This window comes from Sphingomonas daechungensis, assembly GCF_039543105.1.
Lineage (GTDB): Bacteria > Pseudomonadota > Alphaproteobacteria > Sphingomonadales > Sphingomonadaceae > Sphingomicrobium > Sphingomicrobium daechungense.
Genome location: NZ_BAABJC010000001.1, coordinates 979,498 through 1,003,999, shown reverse-complemented (window position 1 = coordinate 1,003,999; position 24,502 = coordinate 979,498). Strand labels below are relative to the sequence as shown.

The window sequence follows — 24,502 nt, the reverse complement described above, 5'->3', positions numbered from 1 at the left end:
GTCCGCTGATCGGCGCTAAAGCGCGCCGATGGACAGTATCTGGATCAAGGGCGGCAGCACGCTCAAGGGCGACATTCCCATTTCGGGCGCGAAGAATGCTGCGCTGACCCTGATACCCTGCGCCCTCCTTACCGAGGAGAAGCTGACCCTCGCCAACCTGCCGCGGCTCGCGGATGTCGACAGCTTCGGGCATTTGATGAACCAGCTTGGCGTCTCGACCAGCGTCGCGGGCGTCAAGAAGGGCGAGTTCGGACGGAAGGTCACCTTCCAGGCCAGTGACATTAGCTCGACGGTCGCGCCGTACGACATGGTGCGCAAGATGCGCGCCTCAATCCTTGTGTTGGGGCCGATGCTGGCGCGCGCTGGCGAATCCACGGTATCGCTGCCGGGCGGCTGCGCCATCGGCGATCGACCGATCGACCTTCACCTGAAGGCGCTAGAAGCAATCGGCGCCGAAATCGAACTGGCTGCCGGCTACGTGAAGGCTTCGGCGCCCAAGGGTCGGCTCACGGGAGGGGACTACAGCTTTCCGGTCGTGTCGGTCGGCGCCACCGAGAACGTGCTGATGGCGGCGGTTCTGGCAAACGGGCGGACTCAATTGTTCAATGCTGCCCGTGAGCCGGAGATCGTCGATCTCTGCAATCTTCTGGTTGCCATGGGCGCAAAGATCGAAGGCATCGGATCGGGGCACCTGATCGTTGACGGCGTCGAGGGCCTTCATGGAACGACTTACGAAGTCATGCCGGATCGCATCGAAGCCGGTAGCTACGCCTGCGCTGCCGGGCTGACGGGCGGGTCGATCAACCTGATTGGCGCCCGGCCGGACGACATGCAGGCCACGCTCAATGCGCTTGCCCAGGCCGGCCTCGTCATTGAGTTCCACGAAAAGGGCATCAGGGTAAGCGCGAATGGTGGGCTCAAGCCGTTGGCGCTTTCGACATCTCCGTTCCCTGGTTTCGCCACGGACATGCAGGCTCAGTTCATGGCGATGCTGTGCCGGGCAGAGGGCCAGAGCTTCCTCGAAGAGACGATCTTCGAGAACCGTTACATGCACGTGCCCGAGCTGCGCCGCATGGGCGCGGAGGTCGAAATTCACGGCCGTTCCGCAGTTGTTCACGGCGTGCCGAAGCTGACCGGCGCGCAAGTCATGGCAACCGACCTTCGTGCCTCGATGAGTCTGATCCTAGCCGGTCTGGCTGCTGAGGGTGAGACGGAGGTTCTGCGCGTCTATCACCTCGACCGTGGCTATGAGCGACTGGAAGAAAAGCTCAGTGCCGTCGGGGCGACGATCGAGCGGCGCAGCGCCGGCTAGGCTAGCGTCTTCATGAAGCGGTAGCTCGTACGTTCGTACCCGAGCTTTTCGTAAAACTGGTGGGCGCGCTCGCGGCTGACGTTGCTCGTCACTTCCAGGATATGGCATCCGTGCGCGGAGAGGCGCTTCTCCGCTTCGGCCATGAGCAAGGCACCAATTCCGCGTCCGCGATAGCTCTCGTCGACAATCATTACTGAAACCCGGCCGACGGGTGCCGGACGATGGACGGTCACCATGGCTGACAGGCCGCACATGCCGATCACTCGCTCGGCATCCGTGGCGACCAGGGGCAGGATCTCATTCTTCCCAAGGATCTCGAGATTACGACGGACATCCGCCTCTTCGATGGGATGTCCCAGGGCAATGATGAGTTCGACGAGCCGCGGTGCGTCCGACTCTCGGGCTTCGCGGATGACGATCGTCAAAGCGTATCCAGAACGTGAATGGCGACACCGACGAGTCCGCCGACAAGGGTACCGTTGATGCGGATGTATTGGAGGTCGCGGCCCACCGCGCTTTCCAGGCGCGCCGTCACCGTCCCCGCATCCCAGCCTCGCACGGTCTCCGACACCAGTTTGACCATGGATCCGCCGTAGCTCGCGGACATGCCGACGACAGCGCGGCGGGCAAACTGGTTGATGGCGGCGCGGATGCGGGCGTCGCTTTCCAGCGTCGTTCCCATCGACTTCAGCACCTCTCCGAGCTTGCCGGCAAAAGCGGCATCGGGATTGCGCGCCGCCTTGATCACCGCCTCGCGCGACTTCTGCCACAAGGTGTCGAGCCACAGGCTGACCGATCGATTATCGAGAAGCTGCTCCTTGATCGCCTCCACCCGCTTCCGTGTTTCCGGACGCGTCTGGAGGTCGTTGGCAAGTTGGGCGAGCGCTTCCTCGACCTTCACGCGAACGGGGTGGGCGGGATCGGTTGACATTTCGACCGTGAGCTTGCGCAGTCCGTCGAGGATCGCGTCGGCGAGCTTGGCATCCAGCCCGGCCAACTTGAGGGCCCAATTGGCCTTCTTTTGCACCATCTCCCGGATCAGGGGCTCGTTCGCTTCGAGGGCTCGCGCGGTCCAGCGGATCGCGGCCTCGAGCATCGGAACATGGCGATCCTCGTTGATCGCTGACGCCAGCGCATGGCCGAGGAGCGGCGATACCTCCATCTTGCGGATGCGGGTCGAGATTGCACCCTTGACGATGCCGCCCAGCCGCTCGTCGTCGAGACCTTCGAAGACGTCGGCGATCAGGCGGGACGCGCCGGCACGGATGCGGGTGCCCTCTCCCGCAGGGGTTTGCAGGAAACGGCCGACGGCTCCGGCCACGTCGATGTTGCGCATGCGCCGGGCGACCACTGACGGGATGAGGAAGTTCTCACGGATAAAGTTCGCGAGCGCTTCGCCGATGCGATCCTTGTTCCTCGGAATGATCGCCGTGTGCGGGATGGGCAGGCCGAGCGGGTGGCGAAAGAGCGCGGTGACTGCGAACCAGTCTGCAAGGCCACCGACCATTGCCGCTTCAGAAAACGCCTTCACGTACGACAGCCACGGATACTGCTGCTCGTATGCGCGCGTCACGAAAAACAACGCGGCCATCAGGACGAGAAGTCCGGTCGCGGCCAGCTTCATTCCGGCAGCACCGGGCTGCGCCGGGTTGAACCGCGCTAGGGCATTCCGGGACTGAGTTCTCGCATCCATCGGCCCATCAATAGACGAGCTTGGCCGCCGGTTCACTCCGCGGGTTGCGGCGCTTGCCCTGACGAGGGCGCGCGGTGTGCGCCCTGGCCGACCATCTTGTGGAATCTCCGCCCAATCCACTGCTCGATGTCGATGGCGATCGAGAAGAAGGCAGGGACCAGCAGCAGGGTCAGGATCGTCGAGAAAATCAGGCCGCCGATCACGGTGACGCCCATCGGTGCGCGCCAGCTCGAATCGCCCGTCAGGGATAGCGCGATGGGAACCATGCCCGCGACCATTGCGACGGTCGTCATCACGATCGGCTGGGCGCGCTTGTGCCCGGCTTCATAAATCGCCTCATCCTTGGGCATTCCGTGGTTCATCATCTCGACCGCGAAATCGACCAGCAGGATCGAGTTCTTGGCAACGATGCCGAACAGCATCAGGATTCCGATGAACACCGGCATCGATAGCGGATTGCCCGTGATGTGGAGTGCGATGGCAGCTCCGAGCGGAGCGATCAGAAGCGACCCCATGTTCACGAACGGAGCGAGGAAGCGTCGGTAGAGCAGCACCAGCACCGCGAAGACGAGCAAGACGCCCGATCCGAGCGCGATCAGGAAGTAATAGAACAACTCGGCCTGCCATTTCTGGTCGCCCAGATCGAGCTTGTTCACGCCGCGCGGAAGGTTCTTCACCGTCGGCAGCTCGTTGATCTTCGGCCAGACGTCGCCGGACACGAGACCGGGCGCCAAGTCCGCACCGATCGCGATACGGCGAATCTGGTTGGTGCGCTGGACCGTGGTGGGGCCAGCGCCGAACCCGATCTCCGTGACCGACTTCAGGGGTACTGAACCGCCGCTTGAAGTCGGGACCGGGAGGTTCTCGAGCGTTGCCAGATCACGACGGCTCCTCTCCGATAGGGACACCATGATCGGCACCTGGCGATCGGCGAGCGAGAACTTGGCGCTGTTCTGCTCGATATCGCCCAAGGTCGCGATGCGGATCGTCTGGCTAAGAGCGGTGGTGGTCACGCCGAGATCGGCGGCGAGATCGAAACGGGGCTTGATCGTGATTTCGGGACGGACGAGGTCGCCTGCGACGCGGGGTGCGCGCAGCCCTGGCAACTTCGCCATTTCGTCGGAAATCTTGTTCGCCGTTTCATAGAGCAGGACGGGATTGTCGCTGCCAAGATATAGCATGATATCGCGGGCAGCGCCGCCAGGTCCGCCACCATTCTGGCTGAGGAAGTTGACCTGCGCGTCCGGAATTGCCGAAATTTCCGGCCCCAGGCTGCGTTCGAATTCCGTGCTGGTCTTCTTGCGGTCCTTCTTGAGGACGATATTGACGTAGCCCGAGCCGACATAGACGCGCTCGAACACTTTCTCGACGTCCGGATCCTTCATTACGATCGCCGCGGTCCGGTCGACGACGGCCTCGGTCTGCTCGAGCGTCGATCCCGGCGCCATGCCGATGCGCACGTTCGAAAAATCGAAATTCATCGCCGGCTGAAAGGTGATCGAAAGCGTGGCGAACAGGACACCTTGAAGGACGAACAGTCCAAGGCCGACGCCGACCATCCAGACGCGATGATCGCGGAACATGGACAGCACGGCCCGGATCGCCCCGGGCTTCCGCTCGCGGTAGGCGCGCGCCCGCTCCGTGCTGAGACTCCACTTCAGGATGTCCAGATACTTGTTCATCATCGGGCCGGACGCGTGCGGCTGAATGCCCTTGGCACGCAGGAAGTAGGCGGCAATCATTGGCGTGATCATTCGGGCGACGAGCAAACTCATCAGGACCGCGATGACGACGGTGAAGCCGAATGCCTTGAAGAACTGCCCCGAAATGCCCGGCATGAGCGCGACCGGCAGGAAGACCGCGACGATCGACATTGTCGTCGCGAGAACGGCGAGACCGATCTCGTCGGCCGCATCGATCGAAGCCTGATACCCCGATTTGCCCATCCGCATGTGTCGGACGATGTTCTCGATCTCGACGATCGCGTCGTCGACCAGCACGCCGGCGACGAGGCTGAGGGCCAGCAGCGACAGGCCGTTCAGCGTGATCCCCATCAGGCTCATGAACCAGAACGCCGGGATTGCGGACAACGGAATAGCGAGAGCCGAGATCAGCGTAGCGCGAATATCGCGAAGGAACAGGAAGACCACCAGGACGGCGAGGACCGCGCCTTCCCACAAACCTTCCATCGCCGAATGATATTGAGCGATGGTGTAATCGACGTTGTTCGAGATTTCCGAGAAGTGGATGCGCGGATCGTCCTTCTCGATCTTTTTCAACTCTTCCCAGGTCTTGTCGTAGACGGTGACCTCGGATGAGCCCTTGGAGCGCTGGACGTTGAAGCTGATGACCTGGCGGCCATTCATCTTCGCGATAGTGCGCTGTTCGGAATAGGCGTCCCGCACTTCGCCAAGATCGGCGAGCCGAACAGTCCGTCCTCCTGGGACCGAGATCTGCGTCTGCGAGAGTTCATAGGCATCGCGGGCATTACCGAGCACGCGGACCGACTGCTCCGATCCGGCAATCTCGGCCCGCCCGCCCGCGGCATTGAGATTGGTCTGGCGAAGCTGTTGGTTGACCTGCGCGGCCGTAATGCCCTGCGCCTGGAGCGCGGCAGGGTCGAGGATGATCCGGATCTGGCGATCGACGCCGCCCTCGCGGGAGACCGCCGCGATGCCTTCGACGCCGAGGAGGCGCTTGGCCACGGTGTTGTCGACGTACCAGCTGAGCTCTTCAAGGCTCATGTCCGACGTCTCGGCGGCAACGAAGACGATCGGATCGCCGGCGATGTCGACGCGGCTGATCTGCGGCTCGAGGATGCCTTCCGGCAGGTCGCCGCGAATCTGCGCGAGTGCGTCGCGGATATCGTTGACCGCGCGGTCGGTCGGCGTTCCGATCTCGAACTGGACGAAGGTGTTGCTGTTCCCCTCGCGGATCGAGCTGTTGATCTCATCGACGCCGTTCACGCCGCGAATGGCCGATTCCACTCGCTGCGTAATTTGCGTTTCCATTTCCGAAGGTGCCGCGCCCGGCTGGGAGATGTTCACCTGCGCCGCCGGGAAATCGATGTCCGGGTTGTTGTTAACCTGCATCCCCATGAAGGAGACGATGCCGGCCAGCAGCAGGCCGGCGAAGAAGACAATCGGCGGGACCGGGTTGCGAATGCACCAGGCTGAGATGTTACGGAAATTCATCGCGACTGAGCCTTACTCGATCCTCACCTTGCGCTTTGACGCTTCGGCGAGACTTTCTGTCCGGGGTTGAGGAAGGGGCCAGCCGACAGGACGACCGCCTCCTGACCAGTGAGACCTTCGGCGATCGTCACGCCGGCATCGCTGATCGTTCCGATCTTGATACCGCGCCGTTCGACCTCATTCTTGGCGTTGACGATGTAGACGTAGTTGCCCTTGTCGTCGCTCAGCACGGCACTTTGCGGCAGCAGCGGAGCCGATGTCTCGCCGGCATTGATCCTTGCTTCCGCGAAGCCGCCGGGCCGGATGGAAGGATCGTAAGGCAACAGGATCCTAACTTCACCCTGGCGCGACTGAGGGTCGATGATCGGCGCAACCTGCCAGACCTGGCCCGAGAAGGCGCGGTCGGTGCCGATCGGCGTAACGCTTGCCGGCATCCCCGCATGAACGAGCACGAGGTCCTGCTGTGAAAGCTGCGCACGCATTTCCATGCGCCCGCCCTCGGCCAACCGGAACAAGGCCCCGGTGCCTGGGCTGACGATCTGGCCGACCTCGACATTACGGGCGAGAACCAGCCCGCTGACAGGAGCCCGAACGTCCAGCCGTCCGATCTCGGCGCGGGTGGCGTCCAGCTGTGCCTGGCTGACCCGGACCTGGGCATTGGCGGCGTCGCGCGCCGCGCGCTTCGAATCGATCTCTGCCTTGGAGACGAACCCGCGGCCCTGGAGGGCAACCGCGCGCTCGTAATTGTTCTGGGCGAGCTGCGCGTTTGCCTTCGCCGACGCCACTTGGGCCGCAAGCTGCGCGGCCTGCTGGGACTGGACCGAGCGATCGACCGTCGCCAGCACGGCGCCCGCACCGACCCATCTGCCGGCATCGACGCGAACGCTGGTGACGCGACCGCCCGAACCGGCGATGCCGATCGGCTGATCGCGATGGGCCGCGAGCGCGCCGCTGGCCGTCACGGTTCTGGGTACGTCGCTCCTGCCGGGCACCACCACGGTGACCGTCGGCACCTGGCCGCTGCCCGACGCTCCGCCGGCGGCGGCCTGCTCATCCTTGCCCCCGCGCATCAGCATGAATGCGACGATGATGACGATTGCCGCGACACCCGCCGCGATGAACATCATGCGGCGGCGGCGCGCGCGATCGACGACCACCAGCGTGTCGGAACTCTCGAACGATGATGTTTCCCGGTTCATTCTCACTTCTTTCGCCCTGTTCGCGATTCACTACAGCGGATCGGCGGCACTGTATTACGCGAATAAGTCAGTTGCCGCAACTGAACTTGTCAAATCGTGCCCCGCTACAGTTTTTCGACTAACGGCGGCACTTGAGTCGCGAAGACGCGTTGGCGCAAAACTGCAGTGCCCTTGCGTTGCACGGGCGAAACGAAAGGGGAAGCGAATATGGAGCATTACGGTATCCTGGGCTGGATCGTAATTGGCGGTCTCGCTGGCGCGATCGCGAAGCTGCTGATGCCCGGGCGCGACCCCGGCGGATGCATCATCACAATCCTGCTCGGAATCGCCGGCGCCCTCCTGGCGGGCTTCCTCGGTCGCTCCGTCGGCTGGTACACCGACGGACAGGGTGCGGGCTTTATCGCCGCGATCGTCGGCGCCTTCGTGATCCTGCTGATTTACCGACTGGTCCTTTCCAGGCGGGGCTGAGCCCTTTCCCCGGGTGCAAACGTAACTCCGGCGTTCAGGGAACAGCCATTCGGCTGATGTGACGCTTGCGCCTCCTGATTCCGAGTTTGGAGGTTTGAATGAAGAGCATAATGGCGGCCCTCGCGCTAACCGCGGCCGCGCTGCCGATGGCGGCGAACGCGCAGGCGGAGGCCCCAATGCCTCCGATCACGGGAACACGCCTCGACATTTCGGCGACGGGTGAAGCCACCCGCGTTCCCGATATCGCGGTGATTTCGGCCGGAGTTGTGACCAAGCAGGCCACCGCGAGCTCGGCCATCCAGGAGAACAGTACCCGCATGGATCGGGTACTTTCGGCATTGAAGCGAGCCGGAGTTGCGGAACGCGACATCCAGACGAGCGCCATCAGCCTCAATCCCGACTATCGCTATCAGGATAACCAGCCGCCCCAGCTCGTGGGCTATTCGGCGACGAATCAGGTGACGGTCCGCTTCCGCGACATCCGCAACAGCGGGAAGATTCTCGACGCGCTGGTTGCCGAGGGCGCGAACCAGATCAACGGGCCGAACCTGACCATCGACAAGCCGGAAGCGGCGCTGGACGAGGCGCGTCAGAATGCCATCGCGAACGGCAAGGCGAAGGCCGCGCTCTATGCACGATCGCTCGGAATGCAGGTGGTGCGGGTTGTTTCCGTCAGCGAGGGTGGAGGAGGCGCGTACCCGCCGCCGCCAGCACCGCCCCCGATGTTCATGGAAGCGCGCGCCAGCGCCGACTCAAAGGTTTTGCCCGGCGAGCAGAAGCTGCAGGTCACCGTCTCAATGGTATTTGACCTGCGCTGATCAAGAAGAAGGCCGCCCGGGAGCCCCGAGCGGCCTTTGTTTCTCCCGAATGTTCGAACCTTAGCGAACCGTTCCGCGACGGATCAGGTTGACGATCGCCAAGAGGATCACTGCGCCTAGCAGCGCGTAAAGGAAGCTTTCGACCGTAATCCCCTGGTTCATGTTCTGACCGAAGAGGAATCCGGCGATGACAGCGCCCACAATGCCCACCACAACATTGAGGATGATGCCCTGTTGAGCGTCAGTGCGCATGATGAGGCTGGCGAGCCAGCCACAAATACCACCGACGACCAGCCAAATGATAATACCCATGTAGCGTTCCCTCCTGTTCGTGGGCCGCCAGTAACTACTCAGCGGCCTTCCGGCATCTAGACGCTGATGCAGGGCGGTTGTTCCGGATTCGGAAGGAACTGTCCAGTTTTTTGGTTAACTGCCCGCGGAACAGGCCGAAAGATTACTGCGCGTAACGATCAGCCACAGCCGCGTCAGTAGCGCTGCTGGCGCTCGTACTGGTCGCGATAATGCTTGATGCGAGTCACGCGCAGGCCGGGCATTCCACTGCGGTCGACCGCGCGCTGCCAGCTCGTGAACTCCTCGAGGCTCAGCGTGTAGCGCTGGCAAGCCTCGTCGACCGAAAGCAGGCCACCCGCAACAGCCGCGACGACCTCCGCCTTGCGGCGGACGACCCAACGGGTGGTGCTGGCAGGCGGAAGGCTGTCGAGCGTCAAAGGCTCTCCGAGCGGTCCGATGACCTGCGCTGGCCGAATCTTCTGGTTCTCGAGCATCTCTTGGTTAAACCCGCTTAGTCATTGTCGATGGCATTGGTCTTAAGCCGCGCCCCTTGAAGATATTCTGAAACGCGCTGGTTAATTTCCCCCTCACGACCCTTAACGTCCTTTGACTCTTCCTCGGACGCCGCTTCAGCAAAGGCACCGCCAACGCGATCCCGTGCCTCCGCCCACCCGGGGCTTGCCGCCAGGAGCCGGGCGATGGCCAAAGTCCGATCGTCGCAAGTCCTGCCCGACTGCGCGCCGAAAGCTGCAACGAGCTCCGCGGCATCCAGTCCAGCAAGTCCCGCGGCGGTGAATTTCGACTCCGGCCGAGACAAATTACCCTCTTGAACAACCCACTCCACGACCGGCCTAGCTGAGAGGGGTGAAATTCAGGTAAAGAGCGCCGAGATAGCTCCAATGCAGATTGATTTCGGCCTTGATCGCGAAGTTCGCGAAGCACGCATCGTCGTCGCCATGTCCGGCGGCGTCGACAGCTCGGTCGTCGCCGCGCTCGCCGCACGAACGGGTGCCGAGGTCATCGGCGTGACGCTGCAGCTTTACGACCATGGCGAAGCGGTGAAGCGCAGCGGGTCCTGCTGCGCCGGCCAGGATATTTACGACGCCAGCATGGTCGCCGACCGGCTCGGAATTGCTCACTACGTCCTCGATTACGAAAGCCGCTTTCGCGACAGCGTGATCGAGCATTTCGCCGACGAATATGCCCGCGGCCGAACGCCGGTCCCTTGCTCGCTCTGCAATCAGGGCGTGAAGTTCATGGACCTCGTCGCGTTCGCGAAGGAGCTTGGCGCCGACTGCCTGGCAACGGGGCATTATGTCCGGCGGGTCGTCAACGGCGACCGCGTGGAGCTTCACAAGGGCGCCGACCCGGCCCGCGACCAGAGCTATTTCCTCTACGGGACCACGCGCGAGCAGCTCGACTTCCTCCGGTTCCCGCTCGGCGACCTCCCCAAGCGCGAGGTTCGCAGGCTTGCCGAGGAAGAGGGCTTGGTCGTCGCCAACAAGCCGGACAGCCAGGACATCTGCTTCGTTCCCGACGGGGATTATGCGGGATTGGTGCAGCGGCTTCGGCCGGAAACGATCGCTGCGGGTGAGATCGTCGATCTGCAGGGGAAGGTCCTGGGGAGCCACCGAGGCGTCGTGCACTTCACGGTGGGCCAGCGCCGCGGGATCGAGGTCGGCGGGCAGAAGGAGCCGCTTTACGTCGTACGGATCGAGCCGGAGCAGCAGCGCCTCGTCGTCGGACCGCGCCGGGCCCTCGCGGTCGATTCAATGCGGATCGAGGAGATGAACTGGATCGCCGAGGATCAGACGGACGTCGGTGTGAAGGTCCGCTCGCTTGCTCCGCCCGTGCCGGCGACAATCCTGGGCGACCGGGTGCAGTTCGCTGGTGCCGAATATGGCGTTGCGCCCGGGCAAGCGGCGGTCTTTTATGACGGCACGCGGCTGCTTGGTGGAGGCTGGATCGCCGAGACGACCTCGGTGGCCGAGGGAGCCCTGGATGCCGCCGCCGCTTAGTGCGGGAATCCTGCTCTACCGCGAGCATGAAGGCATTACCCGGGTCCTGCTGATCAAGCCCGGCGGCCCGTTCTGGCGGCACAAGGACGAAGGCGCATGGATGATTCCCAAAGGCGCTCTTGAGCCCGGGGAGTCCTCCGCCGACGCGGCGATCCGCGAATTCGAGGAAGAAACCGGGACGGCGCTCGGGCGCGTACCCTTTCCGCTTTGCTGCGTCACCCAGGCCGGCGGGAAGAAGGTCGAGGTGTTCGCTGCCGAGGGTGAATTCGATCCGGGCTCGATCCGCAGCCTCGAATTCGAAATGGAATGGCCGCCCAGGAGCGGGCGGATGCAGAGCTATCCCGAAGCGGAAGAGGCCCGGTGGATGACGCTGGACGAGGCGCGCCGGATGATGCTGCCGAGCCAGCTGCCGATTCTGGATGCCCTGGGGGCCAAGCTTAGTCTCGGGTAACCAGGCGAGTGGCAGTGGTCAGCCCGAACAGCGCGAGACCGGCAACCGCTAGTACGAAGAGCGTCAGCCTCGCCTTGGCGTCGGCCTGCGCGGCGACTGCAATGCAGATCAGAACGCCGATGCCGGACAGGAGCCAGTGCGAAGCCCGCAAACGTGCCGGACGCTCTGGTGCGCGGGGCAGGGCGAGGATCGTCACCGAATAGATGATCATCCGCGCGAGCGTGCTGATAACCGCCAGCCAGACGAAGCTCCCGCTCACTGCCAGGGCCGCGACGAGAATCGCGAAGAAGGCAATGCTCGCGACGGGAGTCTCGAACCGGCGATTGACCTTTGCGAGCCACCCGGGAAGTTCACCCCGCTCCGCCATGGCGAATGTCACTCGGGGAGTTGCGGCCATGTTGCTGTGCAGGTTTCCGGCAGTGGAGAAAATGGCCGTGAGCCCGATTACCAGAGCGCCGGGCGGACCCATGAGCCAATCACCGAGCGCCAGGAGCGGCGCGTCCGCACCTTCTTCGAGACCCCCAGGAAACACGGCAACGAAAGCGAGCTGGACGATGAAATAGAGCAAGGCGACCGTACCAATCGTCGCCAAGAGCGCTTGCGGCAGGGTACGGCCGGGATCCCTCGTCTCGCCGGCGGTGACCGTGGCGTTTTCAAAACCGACGAAGGCGTAAAAAACGATCAGGACGCCGGCTTCCACATCGCCGATCGGCGGTAGAGGGCCGGGTGCTGGAACTCCCGCCAAGGCGAGCACAGCGAAGGCGATGAGCATCAGCGGAAGAGTCTTGAGCAGGGTCAGGCCTCCAAGAACCCGCATCGCCGACTTTACGCCCGACACGTTGATCGCGGTGAAAGCCGCGACCAGGCCGAGGATCAGCGCAAGTCTCGCCAGTCCAGCGTCGGCCCCGATCAGCCAGCGTGCCAAATAGGACACCAGAACGTTAAGGTTGGCGGCAAAGGCGGTTGCCCGCGCGATGTAGTAAATCCATCCGAGTTCGAACCCGGCGAGCCGTCCGAAAACGCGGCCATAGGTCGCGGGTCCCCCGCTCTGGGGGAATGCGGCGACCGACCGCGTGAACGGTATCGCGATGAGCAACGAGGCGAGCCCGACCAGCGGGAACAGCCACGGCGAAGATGTGCCGAAATCGCTCGCGAGCGTTTGCGGCAGCGCGAAAATCGAAGCGCCGATCGCACCGTTGAATGCAAGCAGGATCGCTCCACCGAAGCCGATACGGCGCGGCAGGGCATCCCGTGACTCGTTCAGGACGCCGTCTCCGTGATTTCCGACGGAAGCATGGTCTCGCGATCGGTGTGACCTTCGGGATCGAGATGGATCAGGATTTCCGTGGCCGGGAAGCGGCTCTGGAGCTCTTCCTCGATCCGATCCATCCGGTCATGTGCGTGCGCAATCGTCCAGTCCGCCGGGACCCAGACGTGAAACTGCGCGAAGTTGTGGGTGCCGCTGGTGCGTGTGCGCAGGTCGTGCAAGCCGGCCAGCTCCGGATAGTCGCCGCAGGCAGCGAGGAATTTGGCGCGCAGCTCTTCGGGCCATTCGCGATCCATCAACTGGTCTAGCGCATGGCTGGAGGAGGTCCAGGCGCCCCACAGGAGCCAGAGGGCGATCAGCACGCCGAAGACCGCGTCGGCCCCGGTCAGGTTGGCATACTGGTCCAGCACAAGCGCAACGATGACCGATCCGTTGAGCATGAGATCGGAGGCGTAGTGCAAGCGATCGGTCGAGATCGCGACGGAACCCGTCCGCTTCACCACGTGCCGCTGATACGTGATCAGCGCCAGCGTCGCAGCAATCGCGACGAGCGAAACTCCGATTCCAAGCTCGGCCGCGCTGGTCTGCGCACCGTTGATCAAGCGGATGACCGACTGGTAGCCGATGAACAACGCCGACAAGGTGATCAAGATGACTTGGACCAAGGCAGCGAGCGCCTCCGCCTTGCCGTGGCCGAAGCGATGGTCGGAGTCGGCCGGCGCCGCGGCGATGCGGACACCCATCAGAACGACGAGGCTGGCAAGCAGATCGAGGCTGCTGTCCGCCAGCGATCCGAGCATCGCCATCGAGGAGGTTTCGATGGAGGCCCAAATCTTCAGACCAATGAGAGAGATCGCCATGACGATACTGGCGAAAGCGGCGCGCGTCGTCAGCGACGCCCGTTCCTCACCATGCGCCTGGTGGGCGTGAACTCCGCTCACGGGTAGAGCAGGCCTTCGCGCCAGCCCCCGCCTTCTGCCGAGAAGATACGTCGCTCATGCAGCCTGTGTGGACGGTCCGTCCAGAATTCGAACGCGGTGGGGTTCAATCGAAACCCGCTCCACCGAGGTGGACGCGGCACGACCTCGCCCTCGAAACGCTTGCTCATCTCTTCAAATCGACGCTCAAAGGTTTCGCGGCGATCCAGGCTCCGCGACTGCCAGGACGCCCAGGCACCAAGCTGAGAATCTCGGGCTCGGCTCTCGAAATAGGCATCGGCGTCGCTGTCCGGCACGGGTCCAACGCCTCCCTCGATGCGAACCTGCCGCCGGAGCGACTTCCAATGGAATAGCAGTGCAGCCTGGGAATTGGCTGCAAGCTCCGCTCCCTTCCGGCTGTCGAGATTCGTGTAAAATGTGAAACCGTCGGGACCGTGGCCCTTCAACAGGACCATGCGAACGGACGGACGCCCGTCAGGGGTGGCAGTCGCCAGTGCCATGGCCTCGGGATCGTTCGGCTCTGACTGGCGCGCCTCTGCGAGCCATTGTCCGAAAAGCTGGATGGGATCGGTCTCTGACACGGCTAGCCGCTTAGGCTTGGAGGCGCCGTCGCCGCAACCCATCTGGCAGGCCCCATCTAGAAACACCGAGTGTGTTACGGCATTGGAGCACTATGGACCTTTATCAACGGCTAGGCGTGCAGCGCGGCGCAAGCGAAGCGGAGATCAAGAAGGCCTACCGCAGCCTCGCCAAGCAACTCCATCCCGACCGCAACAAGGACAATCCGAACGCCGCTAAGCGGTTCGGCGAGGTCACGGCCGCCTACGACTTGCTCTCCGACAAGGACAAGCGCGCGCAATATGATCGCGGGGAAATCGACGAGGACGGCAACCCCAAGATGCCGTTCGGGTCCGGCGGGTTCGGCGGAGGCTATGGCGGCGGCCGTCCCGGCTCAGGTGGCGGCGGGTTCGACGGTTTCCAGGGTAGCGGCTTCGGTGGGGAGACGGCCGACCTCAGCGACCTGTTCGAAGGCTTGTTCGGCGGTGGGTCCGGAAAAGGCGGCGGTGGGTTCGGCGGCTTCCGGCAACGTCGAGCGCCGCAGAAAGGTGCGGACATCGCCTATCGGCTGAAGATTTCGTTCGTTGATGCGGCGACACTCAAGCCCCAGCGGATCACTTTGGCTGACGGCAAGACGATCGATCTCAAGCTTCCGGCCGGCGTCGAAGAGGGGACAAAGATCCGCCTCGCCGGCAAGGGCGAGCAAGGGCCCGGAGGCGCTGGAGACGGCCTGGTCACAATCGCCATCGAGCCCCACCCGTTTTACAAGCGTGAAGGCGACAACATCCGTCTTGAGCTCCCGGTAACCCTGAAGGAGGCTGTGCTTGGAGCCAAGGTCAAGGTGCCGACGCCGGAAGGACCCGTCATGCTGACGGTTCCGAAGGGGAGCTCGTCCGGACGCGTGCTTCGCCTGAAGGGCCGTGGTTTTACCGGGAAGGGCGGGAAGAGAGGGGATCAATTGGTCGCGCTTGAAGTGGACCTGCCCGCCGACGACGCGCAGTTGCGGAAGTTTGCGGAGACGTGGGAGGGCGGGGGCAACCCGCGGGCTTCCCTTGGGGTTTAACGGCCTTAGTCTCTAGACCCACGCATGCAGGACCACTCACCGCTATCCCCCGAGGAACGCCGCAAGCAGCTTGCCAGCCTGAGCGCCGCTTACGGCCGCGATGCCGCGGAGCGCGTAAAACCGCGCATCGTGGCTTGGGAAGTGATCAAGCGGGTCGCGGTTGGCGTTTACAACGACGGGTTCATTCACGCCGGCAATCTGGCCTATCTTGCATTGCTGGCGCTGTTCCCCTTCTTCATCGTCGCCGCCGCGCTCGCCAATCTGTTCGGCCAATCGGAGAGCAGCCGGAAGACTGTGGCGACGGTGCTTGCGCAGCTGCCGCCGAACGTTTCCGATGTCCTTCGGGAGCCGATCATCGAAGTCCTATCCGCGCGTACGGGGCCACTGCTTTGGATCGGGGCCATCGTCGGATTGTGGACGGTGGGGAGCTTCATCGAAACGATCCGCGACATCCTTCGCCGGGCCTACGGCGTGAAATATTGCGCCCCGTTCTGGGAATATCGGCTTGGGTCGATGGCCATCATCATCGGCTCGGTCTTTCTCCTGATGGTGGCGTTCGCGGTCAGCATCACGTTGAGCTCGATCCAACATGGCATCGAACATTGGATTCCGCTTTTCCAGAACGTCGCCGATACGTTGACATTCTACCGCGTGATCCCGGCGCTCATGCTGTTCGTAACCAATTACCTCGTCTTCGTGGCGCTGACGCCTTCGAGGTACCGCCGACGCGGTTGCCGCAAGTGGCCAGGGGCTCTGCTGGTCACGGTCTGGTGGCTGATGACGGCCGAGTTGCTGCCGCAGGTGATTGGCCTGCTGGGTGGTTATGACCTGACCTACGGAAGCCTGGCCGGGGTGATGGTCGTCTTGATTTTCTTCTTCATGGTCGGGCTTGGCGTAGTTATGGGCGCGGAGCTCAACGCGGCGCTGGCGGAAGCTTCGCCGACGGCGCTAAGGGGCGAAATCTATTCCGGTCCGTTCCAGGACGAGCTCGAAGTCGAGGAGCCGCAACCTGGGGAGGACGTGGAAATAGTGCCGAAACCTGAAACCGCGCCGAAACGAGGGGGAGCCCAGCTGTGAGTGGATTGATGCAGGGCAAGAAAGGCCTGATCATGGGCCTCGCGAACGATCGCTCGCTGGCATGGGGCATCGCCCGAGCCTTGGGCGAGCAGGGCGCCGAATTGGCCTTCTCCTACCAGGGCGACGCCCTCGAGAAGCGGGTCCGGCCCCTGGCCGAAGAACTAGGGTCAGACCTCCTGATCGACTGCGATGTCTCGGACATGCACGCGCTGGATAAGGCGTTCGCGGATCTCAACTCGAAGTGGGGCGGGCTCGATTTCGTCGTCCACGCTATCGGTTTCTCGGACAAGAACGAGCTTCGCGGAAAGTTCGTCGACACCACGATCGACAATTTCCTGCTGACCATGAACATCTCGGTCTACAGTTTCATCGCCGTCGCCCAGCGCGCCCGGGCCATGATGAAACCCGGCGGATCGATGCTGACTTTGAGCTACTACGGCGCCGAGAAGGTCATTCCACACTACAACGTCATGGGCGTTGCCAAGGCCGCTCTCGAGACCTCGGTGAAGTATCTGGCGGCCGACCTCGGCCCGGAAGGCATTCGCGTGAACGCGATTTCGGCCGGTCCGATCAAGACGCTTGCCGCGAGCGGCATCGGCGACTTCCGCTACATCATGAAGTGGAACGAATATAATTCCCCGTTGCGCCGCAACGTGACGATCGAAGACGTCGGCGGCGCCGGACTGTACCTGCTCAGCGACTTTGCGTCCGGAGTCACCGGAGAAATCCACCATGTGGATGCCGGCTACAACGTCGTCGGGATGAAAGCTGAAGACGCGCCGGATATCGCGACGGTGTGAAGGCCGGCTAGTCTGTCGGATCGATGCATTCCCGTCACGCATGGAACCGATAGCCCCCGCAGCGCTCGTTATTCGCTAAACTTCGGCCATGACAAAGGGATCGGTTTTCGCCCTTCTCTCGCTGCTTCTGAGCTTGGTACCGGGCCTTGCCGAGGCCGCTCCGGTCATGATCGACAGCGGGAAAATAGAGGGTCTCCAATCCGGCGCAATCCGGATCTTCAAGGGCATTCCGTATGCTGCCCCGCCGGTCGGTCCGCTTCGATGGCAACCCCCGCACGCACCCTCGCCGTGGGCAGGAATCCGGCAGGCGACCTCTTTTTTCCCGGCCTGCCCTCAGCTTGAAACCTATCCTCCCGATGCGCCTAAGGAGCAAAGCAGCGAGGATTGTCTCGCCCTTAATGTCTGGGCGCCAGTCCCAAGATCCAACACGAAACTGCCAGTCATGGTGTGGATCCACGGCGGTGGACTGACCGGCGGATCGGGTTCTGTGCCTCAATATGCAGGCGAGCAGCTTGCCAGCCACGGCGTCATCGTGGTCACGCTTAATTACCGCCTCGGCGCCCTGGGCTTTCTCGCGCACCCAGAGCTCAACAAGGAATCGGCGCACGGCGTGTCGGGCAATTACGGATTGCTGGACCAAATCAGGGCGTTGCAGTGGGTTCAACGAAACATCGCCGCTTTCGGCGGCGATCCGGATCGGGTCACGATTTTCGGTCAATCTTCAGGAAGCTTCTCCGTCAGCATGCTAGCGTCGACCCCGTTGGCGAAAGGTCTCTTCCGTCGGGCGATTGGACAGAGCGGAGCGGTGTTCGAGCCTGTGGAGCTCGATCCACGATTCACGCCGGACGGCTCCGCGGAAGTGGGTCTGACCTTTGCCAGGAAGGCGGGAGCGAAATCGCTGGCGGATCTGCGCCGGCTGCCTTTCGCTGCGCTGTTGAAATTGCCGTTCAGTCCTCAGTTCAACGTCGACGGCTACGTGCTTCCGAAATCTCCGCGTGATGCGTATGCGTCGGGTAGTCAGAATGATTCCGATCTCCTTATCGGCACCAATGCCAGCGAGGGCTCGTTCTTCTTCGATTCTCGGAAGGTTACGACAACCAATTTCGACGCGGTGCTCGAACGCACCTATCCATCAATTCTGCTGCGAGCGATCGGCGCGTCGCCAGGCAAAACGGACTCGGATGCGCGCCTTGCCGCGGTGGCGATCGACTCTGACCTTAGGTTCATTTGGGATATGTGGGCTTGGGCACGCAATGCTTCCAAAACCGGACGGCGTCCTGTCTACTTCTATTCCTTCACCCAGCCGCCCGCTTATCGCCCAGGCCATCCCCTCTTCGGACTTGGCCCAACCCACGGCGCAGAGCTGCCCTACGTATTCGGCGACCTCGACCCTAACGTAGCCGACTGGAACTCGAATGATCGTGCGCTCTCCGAGGCGGTTCAGCTTTACTGGACGAACTTCGCGAAAACTGGAGACCCTAATGGAGCGAACCTCCCGCGCTGGCCGAAGTTTGACCGGCAAGGCGCTTGGGTCATGCAGCTGGGACCGATGTTGCAGGCATCAGTGGTTGCAGATCAGTCCCGGCTTCGTCGGATTGATCAGGTCTACGGAGTCGCGCGGTTCGTTTACTGGCACTTGTACGGCGTTCTCGCTGTGGCGGGCCTCTTGCTCATCGCCTTCGTCGCGGGCCTATATCGCTTCTTTAGGGCGCGCCGATCGAGAGTAGCAAATCGGCGTCCGTGAAGATCGCTCTCAACCGTTGAACGGATCGCGAACCAGGATCGTGTCGTCGCGCTCGGGTGACGTGCTCACCAAAGCTACCGGGCAGCGGATCAGCTCCTCGATGCGCCGCACATATTTGATCGCTCGCGCCGGCAGGTCGGCCCAGCTGCGGGCGCCGCGTGTCGACCCCGGCCAGCCCTCGATTTCCTCATATTGCGGAACGACTCGAGCCTGATCCTGCGCGTGCGGCGGGAGGTAGTCGAAGCTCTGCCCGTCGATGGTGTAGCCGGTGCAGATCTTCACCGTCTCGAAGCCGTCGAGGACGTCGAGTTTGGTCAACGCCACGCCGGTGACACCACTGACGGCGGCCGACTGACGAACCAGCACGGCGTCGAACCAGCCGCAGCGGCGGCGGCGTCCGGTGACGGTGCCAAATTCATGGCCGCGCTCGCCGAGCCGTTGGCCGATCTCGTCTTCGAGTTCGGTCGGGAAGGGACCTGAGCCGACGCGCGTCGTGTAGGCTTTGACGATACCGAGCACGAAGCCGGCCGCTGACGGACCCATGCCCGTTCCCGGACCCGTCGCTCCCGCTACCGTGTTGGATGAGGTGACGAACGGGTAGGTTCCGTGATCGACGTCGAGAAGCACGCCCTGCGCGCCTTCGAACAGTATCCTTTTGCCCCGGCGCTGCGCCGCATCGAGGTCGCGCCAGACCGGCTTGGCGAAAGGCAGCACGAACGCGGCAATTTCGGCGAGGTCGTTGCGGAGCCGCTCGCGATCGACCGGCGGTTCTCCGAAACCGGCGCGGAGGGCGTCATGATGTGCGCACAGGCGGTCAAGCAAGGGATCGAGCTCGCCGAGGTGTGCAAGATCGCAGACACGGATGGCGCGGCGGCCGACCTTGTCCTCGTAAGCAGGACCGATGCCGCGGCGCGTGGTGCCGATCTTGCCCGCACCGCTCGCATCTTCGCGAAGAGCATCGAGATCGCGGTGAATCGGAAGGATGAGCGGGCAGGTCTCGGCTAGCATCAGGATGTCAGGGGTGACCTTCACGCCCTGGCCCTGAATGCGCTCGACCTCGGCCTTCAGTGCCCACGGGTCGAGCACAACGCCGTTGCCAATGACCGACGGCGTGCCGGTCACGATCCCGGACGGAAGCAGCGAAAGCTTGAAAGTTTCGCCGTTGACGACGAGCGTATGCCCGGCGTTGTGACCGCCCTGGAAGCGGACGACCATGCCTGCCCGGCTCGCGAGCCAGTCCACGATCTTGCCCTTGCCCTCGTCGCCCCACTGAGCGCCGATGACCGTTACGTTGCCCAAGTCGAATCCCTTTTTGCGGAGGCAGGGGCGCTCCTACGGGCCGAAGCCTGCATCGTCCAGCCGTTGGAACAGGTGCGGTTGCGCGCCTTCGCCATTTCGGAGGGAACTGCAACAGGCGAGCGCGGTTGCAATGTGTCCGTCTAAAACTTCAGCGCGCGGACCAGCTTTACGCCGGGCAGCGCTTCGACCTTCGCGATGACCTGTGGATTCACGGGCTCGTCGACGGATAGCAACAGGACCGCCTCGCCACCGGCTTCCACGCGGCCGAGGTGGAAGGTGCCAATGTTGATGCCGGCTTCGCCCAGCGTCGTCCCGAGCCGACCAATGAAGCCGGGCGCGTCCTCGTTGACGACGTAGAGCATGTCGCCGACGAGGTCGGCTTCGACCTTGATCCCGAACAGCTCGACCAGGCGCGGCTGCGCGTTTCCGAACAAGGTGCCGGCGACCGTTCGCGGACCCGCTTTCGTCTCTGCCGTAACTCGCAGCAGCGTGTGGTAATCGCCCTCGCGGTCGTGCCGGACTTCGCGAACGTCGAGGCCACGCTCCTTCGCGAGGAACGGCGCATTGACCATGTTCACCGTGTCCGAATGCACGCGCATGAAGCCCGCGAGGACGGCGCCGGTGATCGGCTTCATGTTGAGATCCGCGGCCGCGCCTTCCGTCTCGATCGACAGGCCCGCAATGTTGCCGTGCGCGAGCTGCCCGACGAGGCTGCCGAGCTTTTCCGCCAGCGCCATGTAAGGCCTTAAGCGAGGCGCTTCCTCGGCCGAAAGCGACGGCATGTTGATCGCGTTGGTCACACCGCCGAGCAGGAGGAAATCGCTCATCTGCTCCGCCACCTGGATGGCGACATTGACCTGCGCCTCGTTCGTCGATGCGCCAAGGTGCGGCGTGGAGATGAAGTTGGGCGTCCCGAACAGCGGAGAATCCTTCGCGGGCTCCGTCTCGAACACGTCAAGCGCGGCACCCGCGATGTGACCGGAATCGAGGCCCTCCTTCAGAGCCGCTTCGTCGATCAACCCGCCGCGCGCGCAATTGACGATGCGCACGCCCTTCTTCGTCTTGGCGAGGTTCTCGCGGCTCAGGATGTTGCGCGTCTGATCGGTCAGCGGCGTGTGCAAGGTGATGAAATCGGCGCGGCGAAGCATGTCGTCGAGCTCGACCTTCTCGATACCCAACTCGACCGCTCGCTCCGCGGTCAGAAATGGGTCATAGGCGACCACCTTCATGCGCAAACCCAATGCGCGGCTCGCGACGATCGAACCGATATTGCCTGCGCCGATCAGACCGAGGGTCTTGCCGGTGACCTCAACTCCCATGAAGCGGTTCTTTTCCCACTTCCCCGCCTGCGTCGATGCGTCCGCTTCCGGCAGTTGCCGGGCAAGCGCGAACATCAGCGCGATGGCATGCTCCGCGGTGGTGATCGAGTTGCCGAACGGCGTGTTCATCACGACGACGCCGCGTGCGGTCGCAGCCGGGATATCGACATTGTCGACGCCGATCCCCGCCCGGCCGACGACCTTCAGATTGGTCGCTGCATCGAGAATGTCCTGGGTGACCTTGGTCGAAGAGCGGATGGCGAGGCCATCATAATCGCCGATGATCGCTTTCAGTTCTTCCGGTGTCTTTCCGGTGATCTCGTCGACCTGAAGGCCGCGCTCCCGAAAGATCGCGGCGGCCTTCGGGTCCATCTTGTCGCTGATGAGCACTTTGGGTTGGGTCATTCGCTGATCCTGTAGAATTGTGTTCCTGCGCAGGCAGGAACCTAGCTTCCTGGAAAAAAAGGGACTGGGCCCCTGCCTTCGCAGGAGCACGGGGTCATCGAGAGGAGCGCACTTCCTCGTAGGCCCAGTCGAGCCACGGCCCGAGCGCCTCGATGTCTGCGGTGTCGACAGTTGCGCCGCACCAGATGCGAAGTCCGGGAGGTGCGTCGCGATATCCCGCGATGTCGTAGGCGGCGCCCTCTTTCTCGAGCAGGCCCGCGAAGGCCTTGATGAAGTCGGCGTCTGCCCCCTCGACGGAAAGGCAGACCGATGTCGTCGAACGGCAGGCAGGATCGGCCGCGAGGTGGCTGACCCAGCTCCGCTCCTGGACAATGCGATCGAGCGCGGCGGCGTTGGCATCCGAGCGTTGCTGGAGCGCCTTCGCTCCGCCGATCGACTTCGCCCATTCCAGCGCCCAGATCGCGTCTTCGACAGCCAGCATGGACGGCGTGTTGATCGTCTCACCCCTAAAGATGCCCTCGGTCAGCTTTCCCTTTGAAACCAGGCGGAAGACCTTCGGCAGCGGCCGATCGGGCGTGAAGCTTTCGAGCCTCTCTACCGCTCTCGGGCCAAGGATCAGGATGCCGTGAGCACCTTCGCCGCCCAGAACTTTCTGCCAGGAGAAGGTCGCGACATCGATCTTCTCCCACGGCAAATGATAGGCGAAGACAGCGCTCGTCGCGTCCGCGAAGCTCAGGCCCTCGCGGTCGTCGGCGATCCATTCGCCATCCGGCACCCGTACGCCCGAGGTCGTGCCGTTCCAGGTGAACAGAACGTCGCTCGACCAATCGACTTGGGAGAGATCGGGGATCGCGCCGTAGTCGGCGCGCAGGACGGTGGGATCGAGCTGAAGCTGCTTAGCGGCATCGGTAACCCAACCCTCGCCGAAGCTTTCCCACGCGAGCGTGGTGACCGGGCGAGCGCCGAGCATGGTCCACATGGCCATCTCAAAGGCGCCGGTGTCGGACCCGGGAACGATGCCGATCCGGTGCGTGTCCGGAAGCTCCAGCAACTCGCGCATCAGTTCGATGCAATGCTGCAGGCGCGACTTGCCGATCTTGGCGCGGTGCGAGCGGCCAAGGGATTCGGTGGCGATTTTCGAAGCGTCCCAACCGGGCGGCTTTGCGCACGGTCCGGACGAGAAATGTGGCCTCGCGGGGCGGGTATTGGGTTTTGCCGCGCGCACGTCCGCGCCGGCCGTCAGAAATTCCGTCAATTCAACTCTCCTCGCAGAGAGCACGCGCCGCGTTGGGACGGCGTGGCCCGTGGGCGGTTCTAACGGTGAATGCGGCGCGAGCAAGGCAGTGCGAAATTATCGCAGATCAAGGTCATGAAACGGTTGATTCGGGTGCCCTGCCTTCTGTGAATGCTGCGATTTGCTCGTTTCACCGCAGTGAGCCGACAGTTCGTCCCGGCAACCGGAACTGAAGGTTGAATTCATTAACCCCCCCGGGTCAGTCTCCCTCTCGTCAGCAGGTGGTGGGCAATATCTGCAGGCTTTGGGGCTGGGGAGCTCCTGAAATTGTAGCTTCGGACCGCGCTTCCGTGCGGCCCGTGTAGTGCTTGGAGCGAGGGGTCATGTTGACGGTTCTGACGGCAACGTCCGGTCTTTTCAGGGATCGCGATTTTTTCGTGCATGATGGTGCGCAATTGCGGCGCTTTCGTCTGTCCGCGTCGGCCCAGGTCGTGGCCATTGCCGCTCTGCTCGCTCTCGTCGCCTGGTCCAGCTACGCCGTCGCTCGTTTCCTCACTCCTGCTCCTGCCGCCACCGCCCAGAACTCCACCACTGAATATTCCGCCCGCATCGCTCAGCTGACCGCTGAGACCGAACGCCGCGTGCAGGTGATCGAGCAGCGCCAGATGGCTCTGGCAGCAGCTCTCGCCAGTGAGAACATCGATCAGGCCACTCTTGCCCGCCTTGGCTTCACGCCGGCGAAGGCTGGCCAGGACGGCCAGGGCGGCCCGTTCGATGGCAATGCCGACCCGACCTTCAAGCAGCTCTTCACGAGTTGGAAGAAGCTCGACAATCTCGCTTCCGGCGCCATCGCCGTCCCGTCGGACAAGCCGGTAAAGACTGCGGCTTTCACCAGCGGCTACGGCGTCCGTTCCGACCCGTTCCGCGGCGCGGCTGCAATGCACCCGGGCATCGACCTGGCGGGTCCTTATGGCACGGCGATCTACGCGACTGCCGATGGCACTGTCCTCCGCGCCGGTTGGAACAATGGCGGATACGGTAATCTCGTCGAAATCGACCATGGCCGCGGAATTGCAACGCGCTACGGCCACCTTTCCCAAGTGCTCGTTTCGGCCGGTGACCGCATCACCCGCGGGCAGCTGATTGCCCGTATGGGCTCGACGGGCCGCTCGACCGGCAGCCACCTCCATTACGAAGTTCGCATCGACGGCCGTCCGGTCAATCCAATTCCGTTCATGAAGTCGACCGATTACCTGGTCGAAATGCAGAAGAATGCCGGTTCGCACTCGATGGATACGATTGCGCTCGGCGGACCGACCGGCGGCAAGCGCTAAGACCGGTTGCTCATTACCGG

23 protein-coding genes are annotated in these 24,502 nt (G+C 63.2%); 10 read left to right on the top strand and 13 right to left on the bottom strand.

Annotated features, from left to right (window positions below):
* The first annotated feature begins 28 nt into the window (after nucleotides 1-28).
* Nucleotides 29-1,312 carry a UDP-N-acetylglucosamine 1-carboxyvinyltransferase gene (gene murA / locus ABD928_RS05210; protein WP_187714711.1) on the top strand — a complete coding sequence of 428 codons (1,284 nt, stop codon included), beginning with the start codon at nucleotides 29-31 and terminating at the stop codon, nucleotides 1,310-1,312.
* Here the strand turns inward: murA and ABD928_RS05205 are convergent.
* Genes ABD928_RS05205 through ABD928_RS05190 form a run of 4 tightly spaced genes read right to left on the bottom strand, consistent with a single transcriptional unit; the run spans nucleotide 1,309 to nucleotide 7,398 of the window.
* Entirely contained in the window at nucleotides 1,309-1,737 is a 429-nt protein-coding gene (locus tag ABD928_RS05205; RefSeq protein WP_345166767.1) for a GNAT family N-acetyltransferase, read from the bottom strand. The genes murA and ABD928_RS05205 overlap by 4 nt on opposite strands.
* Nucleotides 1,734-3,005 carry a DUF445 domain-containing protein gene (locus ABD928_RS05200; protein ID WP_425569675.1) on the bottom strand — a complete coding sequence of 424 codons (1,272 nt, stop codon included), beginning with the start codon at nucleotides 3,003-3,005 and terminating at the stop codon, nucleotides 1,734-1,736. The genes ABD928_RS05205 and ABD928_RS05200 overlap by 4 nt, the downstream gene beginning before the upstream one ends.
* Nucleotides 3,006-3,037: 32 nt before the next feature.
* A complete protein-coding gene (locus ABD928_RS05195; RefSeq protein WP_345166764.1) occupies nucleotides 3,038-6,199 on the bottom strand; it encodes an efflux RND transporter permease subunit in 3,162 nt (1,053 codons plus the stop codon).
* A 23-nt stretch (nucleotides 6,200-6,222) separates the two neighbouring features.
* On the bottom strand, nucleotides 6,223-7,398 hold the full coding sequence (locus ABD928_RS05190; protein ID WP_345166761.1) for an efflux RND transporter periplasmic adaptor subunit: 1,176 nt from the start codon (nucleotides 7,396-7,398) through the stop codon (nucleotides 6,223-6,225).
* A gap of 207 nt (nucleotides 7,399-7,605) precedes the next feature.
* Here ABD928_RS05190 and ABD928_RS05185 point away from each other — a divergent pair, with 207 nt between their 5' ends.
* Both ABD928_RS05185 and ABD928_RS05180 read left to right on the top strand, forming a co-directional pair.
* Entirely contained in the window at nucleotides 7,606-7,866 is a 261-nt protein-coding gene (locus tag ABD928_RS05185; RefSeq protein ID WP_187714708.1) for a GlsB/YeaQ/YmgE family stress response membrane protein, read from the top strand.
* 98 nt (nucleotides 7,867-7,964) lie between these two features.
* Nucleotides 7,965-8,684 carry an SIMPL domain-containing protein gene (locus tag ABD928_RS05180; protein WP_187714707.1) on the top strand — a complete coding sequence of 240 codons (720 nt, stop codon included), beginning with the start codon at nucleotides 7,965-7,967 and terminating at the stop codon, nucleotides 8,682-8,684.
* A 60-nt stretch (nucleotides 8,685-8,744) separates the two neighbouring features.
* Here ABD928_RS05180 and ABD928_RS05175 read toward each other — a convergent pair whose 3' ends face one another.
* The 3 genes from ABD928_RS05175 to ABD928_RS05165 all read right to left on the bottom strand — a co-directional run bounded on the left by ABD928_RS05175 (nucleotide 8,745) and on the right by ABD928_RS05165 (nucleotide 9,819).
* The gene (locus ABD928_RS05175) at nucleotides 8,745-8,996 is read right to left on the bottom strand and encodes a GlsB/YeaQ/YmgE family stress response membrane protein (protein WP_187714706.1); all 252 of its coding nucleotides are present in this window, start codon (nucleotides 8,994-8,996) and stop codon (nucleotides 8,745-8,747) included.
* Between the two features lie 173 nt (nucleotides 8,997-9,169).
* The gene (gene sciP, locus ABD928_RS05170) at nucleotides 9,170-9,469 is read right to left on the bottom strand and encodes a CtrA inhibitor SciP (RefSeq protein WP_187714705.1); all 300 of its coding nucleotides are present in this window, start codon (nucleotides 9,467-9,469) and stop codon (nucleotides 9,170-9,172) included.
* 17 nt (nucleotides 9,470-9,486) lie between these two features.
* On the bottom strand, nucleotides 9,487-9,819 hold the full coding sequence (locus ABD928_RS05165) for a hypothetical protein (protein ID WP_345166752.1): 333 nt from the start codon (nucleotides 9,817-9,819) through the stop codon (nucleotides 9,487-9,489).
* Nucleotides 9,820-9,874: 55 nt separating this feature from the next.
* Here ABD928_RS05165 and mnmA point away from each other — a divergent pair, with 55 nt between their 5' ends.
* Entirely contained in the window at nucleotides 9,875-10,993 is a 1,119-nt protein-coding gene (gene mnmA, locus ABD928_RS05160) for a tRNA 2-thiouridine(34) synthase MnmA (RefSeq protein ID WP_345166749.1), read from the top strand.
* Nucleotides 10,977-11,444, top strand: a complete 468-nt coding sequence (locus tag ABD928_RS05155) for an NUDIX hydrolase (protein ID WP_345166746.1) — start codon at nucleotides 10,977-10,979, stop codon at nucleotides 11,442-11,444. The genes mnmA and ABD928_RS05155 overlap by 17 nt, the downstream gene beginning before the upstream one ends.
* Here ABD928_RS05155 and ABD928_RS05150 read toward each other — a convergent pair.
* Genes ABD928_RS05150 through pdxH form a run of 3 tightly spaced genes read right to left on the bottom strand, consistent with a single transcriptional unit; the run spans nucleotide 11,431 to nucleotide 14,272 of the window.
* Nucleotides 11,431-12,675 carry an APC family permease gene (locus ABD928_RS05150; protein ID WP_345170153.1) on the bottom strand — a complete coding sequence of 415 codons (1,245 nt, stop codon included), beginning with the start codon at nucleotides 12,673-12,675 and terminating at the stop codon, nucleotides 11,431-11,433. The two genes, ABD928_RS05155 and ABD928_RS05150, sit on opposite strands and share 14 nt — an antisense overlap.
* A 29-nt stretch (nucleotides 12,676-12,704) precedes the next feature.
* Nucleotides 12,705-13,652: a cation diffusion facilitator family transporter gene (locus tag ABD928_RS05145; protein ID WP_223276333.1), complete on the bottom strand. Its 948-nt coding sequence runs from the start codon at nucleotides 13,650-13,652 to the stop codon at nucleotides 12,705-12,707.
* A complete protein-coding gene (gene pdxH, locus ABD928_RS05140; RefSeq protein ID WP_345166740.1) occupies nucleotides 13,649-14,272 on the bottom strand; it encodes a pyridoxamine 5'-phosphate oxidase in 624 nt (207 codons plus the stop codon). Before pdxH ends, ABD928_RS05145 begins: the two co-directional genes overlap by 4 nt.
* Nucleotides 14,273-14,322: 50 nt before the next feature.
* Between pdxH and ABD928_RS05135 the strand changes: the two genes are divergently transcribed.
* The 4 genes from ABD928_RS05135 (at nucleotide 14,323) to ABD928_RS05120 (ending at nucleotide 18,891) form a co-directional block, all read left to right on the top strand.
* Nucleotides 14,323-15,270 (top strand): DnaJ C-terminal domain-containing protein, encoded by a 948-nt coding sequence (locus ABD928_RS05135; protein ID WP_345166737.1) that lies wholly within the window; start codon nucleotides 14,323-14,325, stop codon nucleotides 15,268-15,270.
* Between the two features lie 24 nt (nucleotides 15,271-15,294).
* On the top strand, nucleotides 15,295-16,347 hold the full coding sequence (locus ABD928_RS05130) for a YihY/virulence factor BrkB family protein (RefSeq protein WP_345166734.1): 1,053 nt from the start codon (nucleotides 15,295-15,297) through the stop codon (nucleotides 16,345-16,347).
* Nucleotides 16,344-17,147 carry an enoyl-ACP reductase FabI gene (gene fabI / locus ABD928_RS05125; RefSeq protein WP_317617546.1) on the top strand — a complete coding sequence of 268 codons (804 nt, stop codon included), beginning with the start codon at nucleotides 16,344-16,346 and terminating at the stop codon, nucleotides 17,145-17,147. The genes ABD928_RS05130 and fabI overlap by 4 nt, the downstream gene beginning before the upstream one ends.
* 88 nt (nucleotides 17,148-17,235) lie before the next feature.
* A complete protein-coding gene (locus ABD928_RS05120; RefSeq protein WP_345166731.1) occupies nucleotides 17,236-18,891 on the top strand; it encodes a carboxylesterase/lipase family protein in 1,656 nt (551 codons plus the stop codon).
* Nucleotides 18,892-18,900: 9 nt separating this feature from the next.
* On the opposite strand, the gene ABD928_RS05115 is transcribed toward ABD928_RS05120, so the two are convergent.
* From ABD928_RS05115 to ABD928_RS05105, 3 genes are all read right to left on the bottom strand, one after another.
* Complete coding sequence (locus ABD928_RS05115) at nucleotides 18,901-20,190, bottom strand: adenylosuccinate synthase (RefSeq protein ID WP_187714700.1); 1,290 nt, start codon at nucleotides 20,188-20,190, stop codon at nucleotides 18,901-18,903.
* A 140-nt stretch (nucleotides 20,191-20,330) separates the two neighbouring features.
* The gene (gene serA, locus ABD928_RS05110) at nucleotides 20,331-21,914 is read right to left on the bottom strand and encodes a phosphoglycerate dehydrogenase (RefSeq protein ID WP_345166728.1); all 1,584 of its coding nucleotides are present in this window, start codon (nucleotides 21,912-21,914) and stop codon (nucleotides 20,331-20,333) included.
* A 94-nt stretch (nucleotides 21,915-22,008) separates the two neighbouring features.
* Nucleotides 22,009-23,169 carry a phosphoserine transaminase gene (locus tag ABD928_RS05105; RefSeq protein ID WP_345166725.1) on the bottom strand — a complete coding sequence of 387 codons (1,161 nt, stop codon included), beginning with the start codon at nucleotides 23,167-23,169 and terminating at the stop codon, nucleotides 22,009-22,011.
* Between the two features lie 470 nt (nucleotides 23,170-23,639).
* Between ABD928_RS05105 and ABD928_RS05100 the strand changes: the two genes are divergently transcribed.
* Complete coding sequence (locus tag ABD928_RS05100; protein WP_345166723.1) at nucleotides 23,640-24,482, top strand: M23 family metallopeptidase; 843 nt, start codon at nucleotides 23,640-23,642, stop codon at nucleotides 24,480-24,482.
* The last annotated feature ends 20 nt before the right edge of the window (nucleotides 24,483-24,502 follow it).

What these genes read in the sequence shown, in the direction of transcription:
- murA (WP_187714711.1), top strand. Translation starts at nt 29, where the DNA reads ATGGACAGTATCTGGATCAAGGGCGGCAGCACGCTCAAGGGCGACATT.
- ABD928_RS05200 (WP_425569675.1), bottom strand. Translation starts at nt 3,005, where the DNA reads ATGGATGCGAGAACTCAGTCCCGGAATGCCCTAGCGCGGTTCAACCCG.
- ABD928_RS05195 (WP_345166764.1), bottom strand. Translation starts at nt 6,199, where the DNA reads ATGAATTTCCGTAACATCTCAGCCTGGTGCATTCGCAACCCGGTCCCG.
- ABD928_RS05190 (WP_345166761.1), bottom strand. Translation starts at nt 7,398, where the DNA reads ATGAACCGGGAAACATCATCGTTCGAGAGTTCCGACACGCTGGTGGTC.
- ABD928_RS05185 (WP_187714708.1), top strand. Translation starts at nt 7,606, where the DNA reads ATGGAGCATTACGGTATCCTGGGCTGGATCGTAATTGGCGGTCTCGCT.
- ABD928_RS05180 (WP_187714707.1), top strand. Translation starts at nt 7,965, where the DNA reads ATGAAGAGCATAATGGCGGCCCTCGCGCTAACCGCGGCCGCGCTGCCG.
- ABD928_RS05175 (WP_187714706.1), bottom strand. Translation starts at nt 8,996, where the DNA reads ATGGGTATTATCATTTGGCTGGTCGTCGGTGGTATTTGTGGCTGGCTC.
- sciP (WP_187714705.1), bottom strand. Translation starts at nt 9,469, where the DNA reads ATGCTCGAGAACCAGAAGATTCGGCCAGCGCAGGTCATCGGACCGCTC.
- mnmA (WP_345166749.1), top strand. Translation starts at nt 9,875, where the DNA reads ATGCAGATTGATTTCGGCCTTGATCGCGAAGTTCGCGAAGCACGCATC.
- ABD928_RS05155 (WP_345166746.1), top strand. Translation starts at nt 10,977, where the DNA reads ATGCCGCCGCCGCTTAGTGCGGGAATCCTGCTCTACCGCGAGCATGAA.
- pdxH (WP_345166740.1), bottom strand. Translation starts at nt 14,272, where the DNA reads ATGGGTTGCGGCGACGGCGCCTCCAAGCCTAAGCGGCTAGCCGTGTCA.
- ABD928_RS05135 (WP_345166737.1), top strand. Translation starts at nt 14,323, where the DNA reads ATGGACCTTTATCAACGGCTAGGCGTGCAGCGCGGCGCAAGCGAAGCG.
- ABD928_RS05130 (WP_345166734.1), top strand. Translation starts at nt 15,295, where the DNA reads ATGCAGGACCACTCACCGCTATCCCCCGAGGAACGCCGCAAGCAGCTT.
- ABD928_RS05120 (WP_345166731.1), top strand. Translation starts at nt 17,236, where the DNA reads ATGACAAAGGGATCGGTTTTCGCCCTTCTCTCGCTGCTTCTGAGCTTG.
- serA (WP_345166728.1), bottom strand. Translation starts at nt 21,914, where the DNA reads ATGACCCAACCCAAAGTGCTCATCAGCGACAAGATGGACCCGAAGGCC.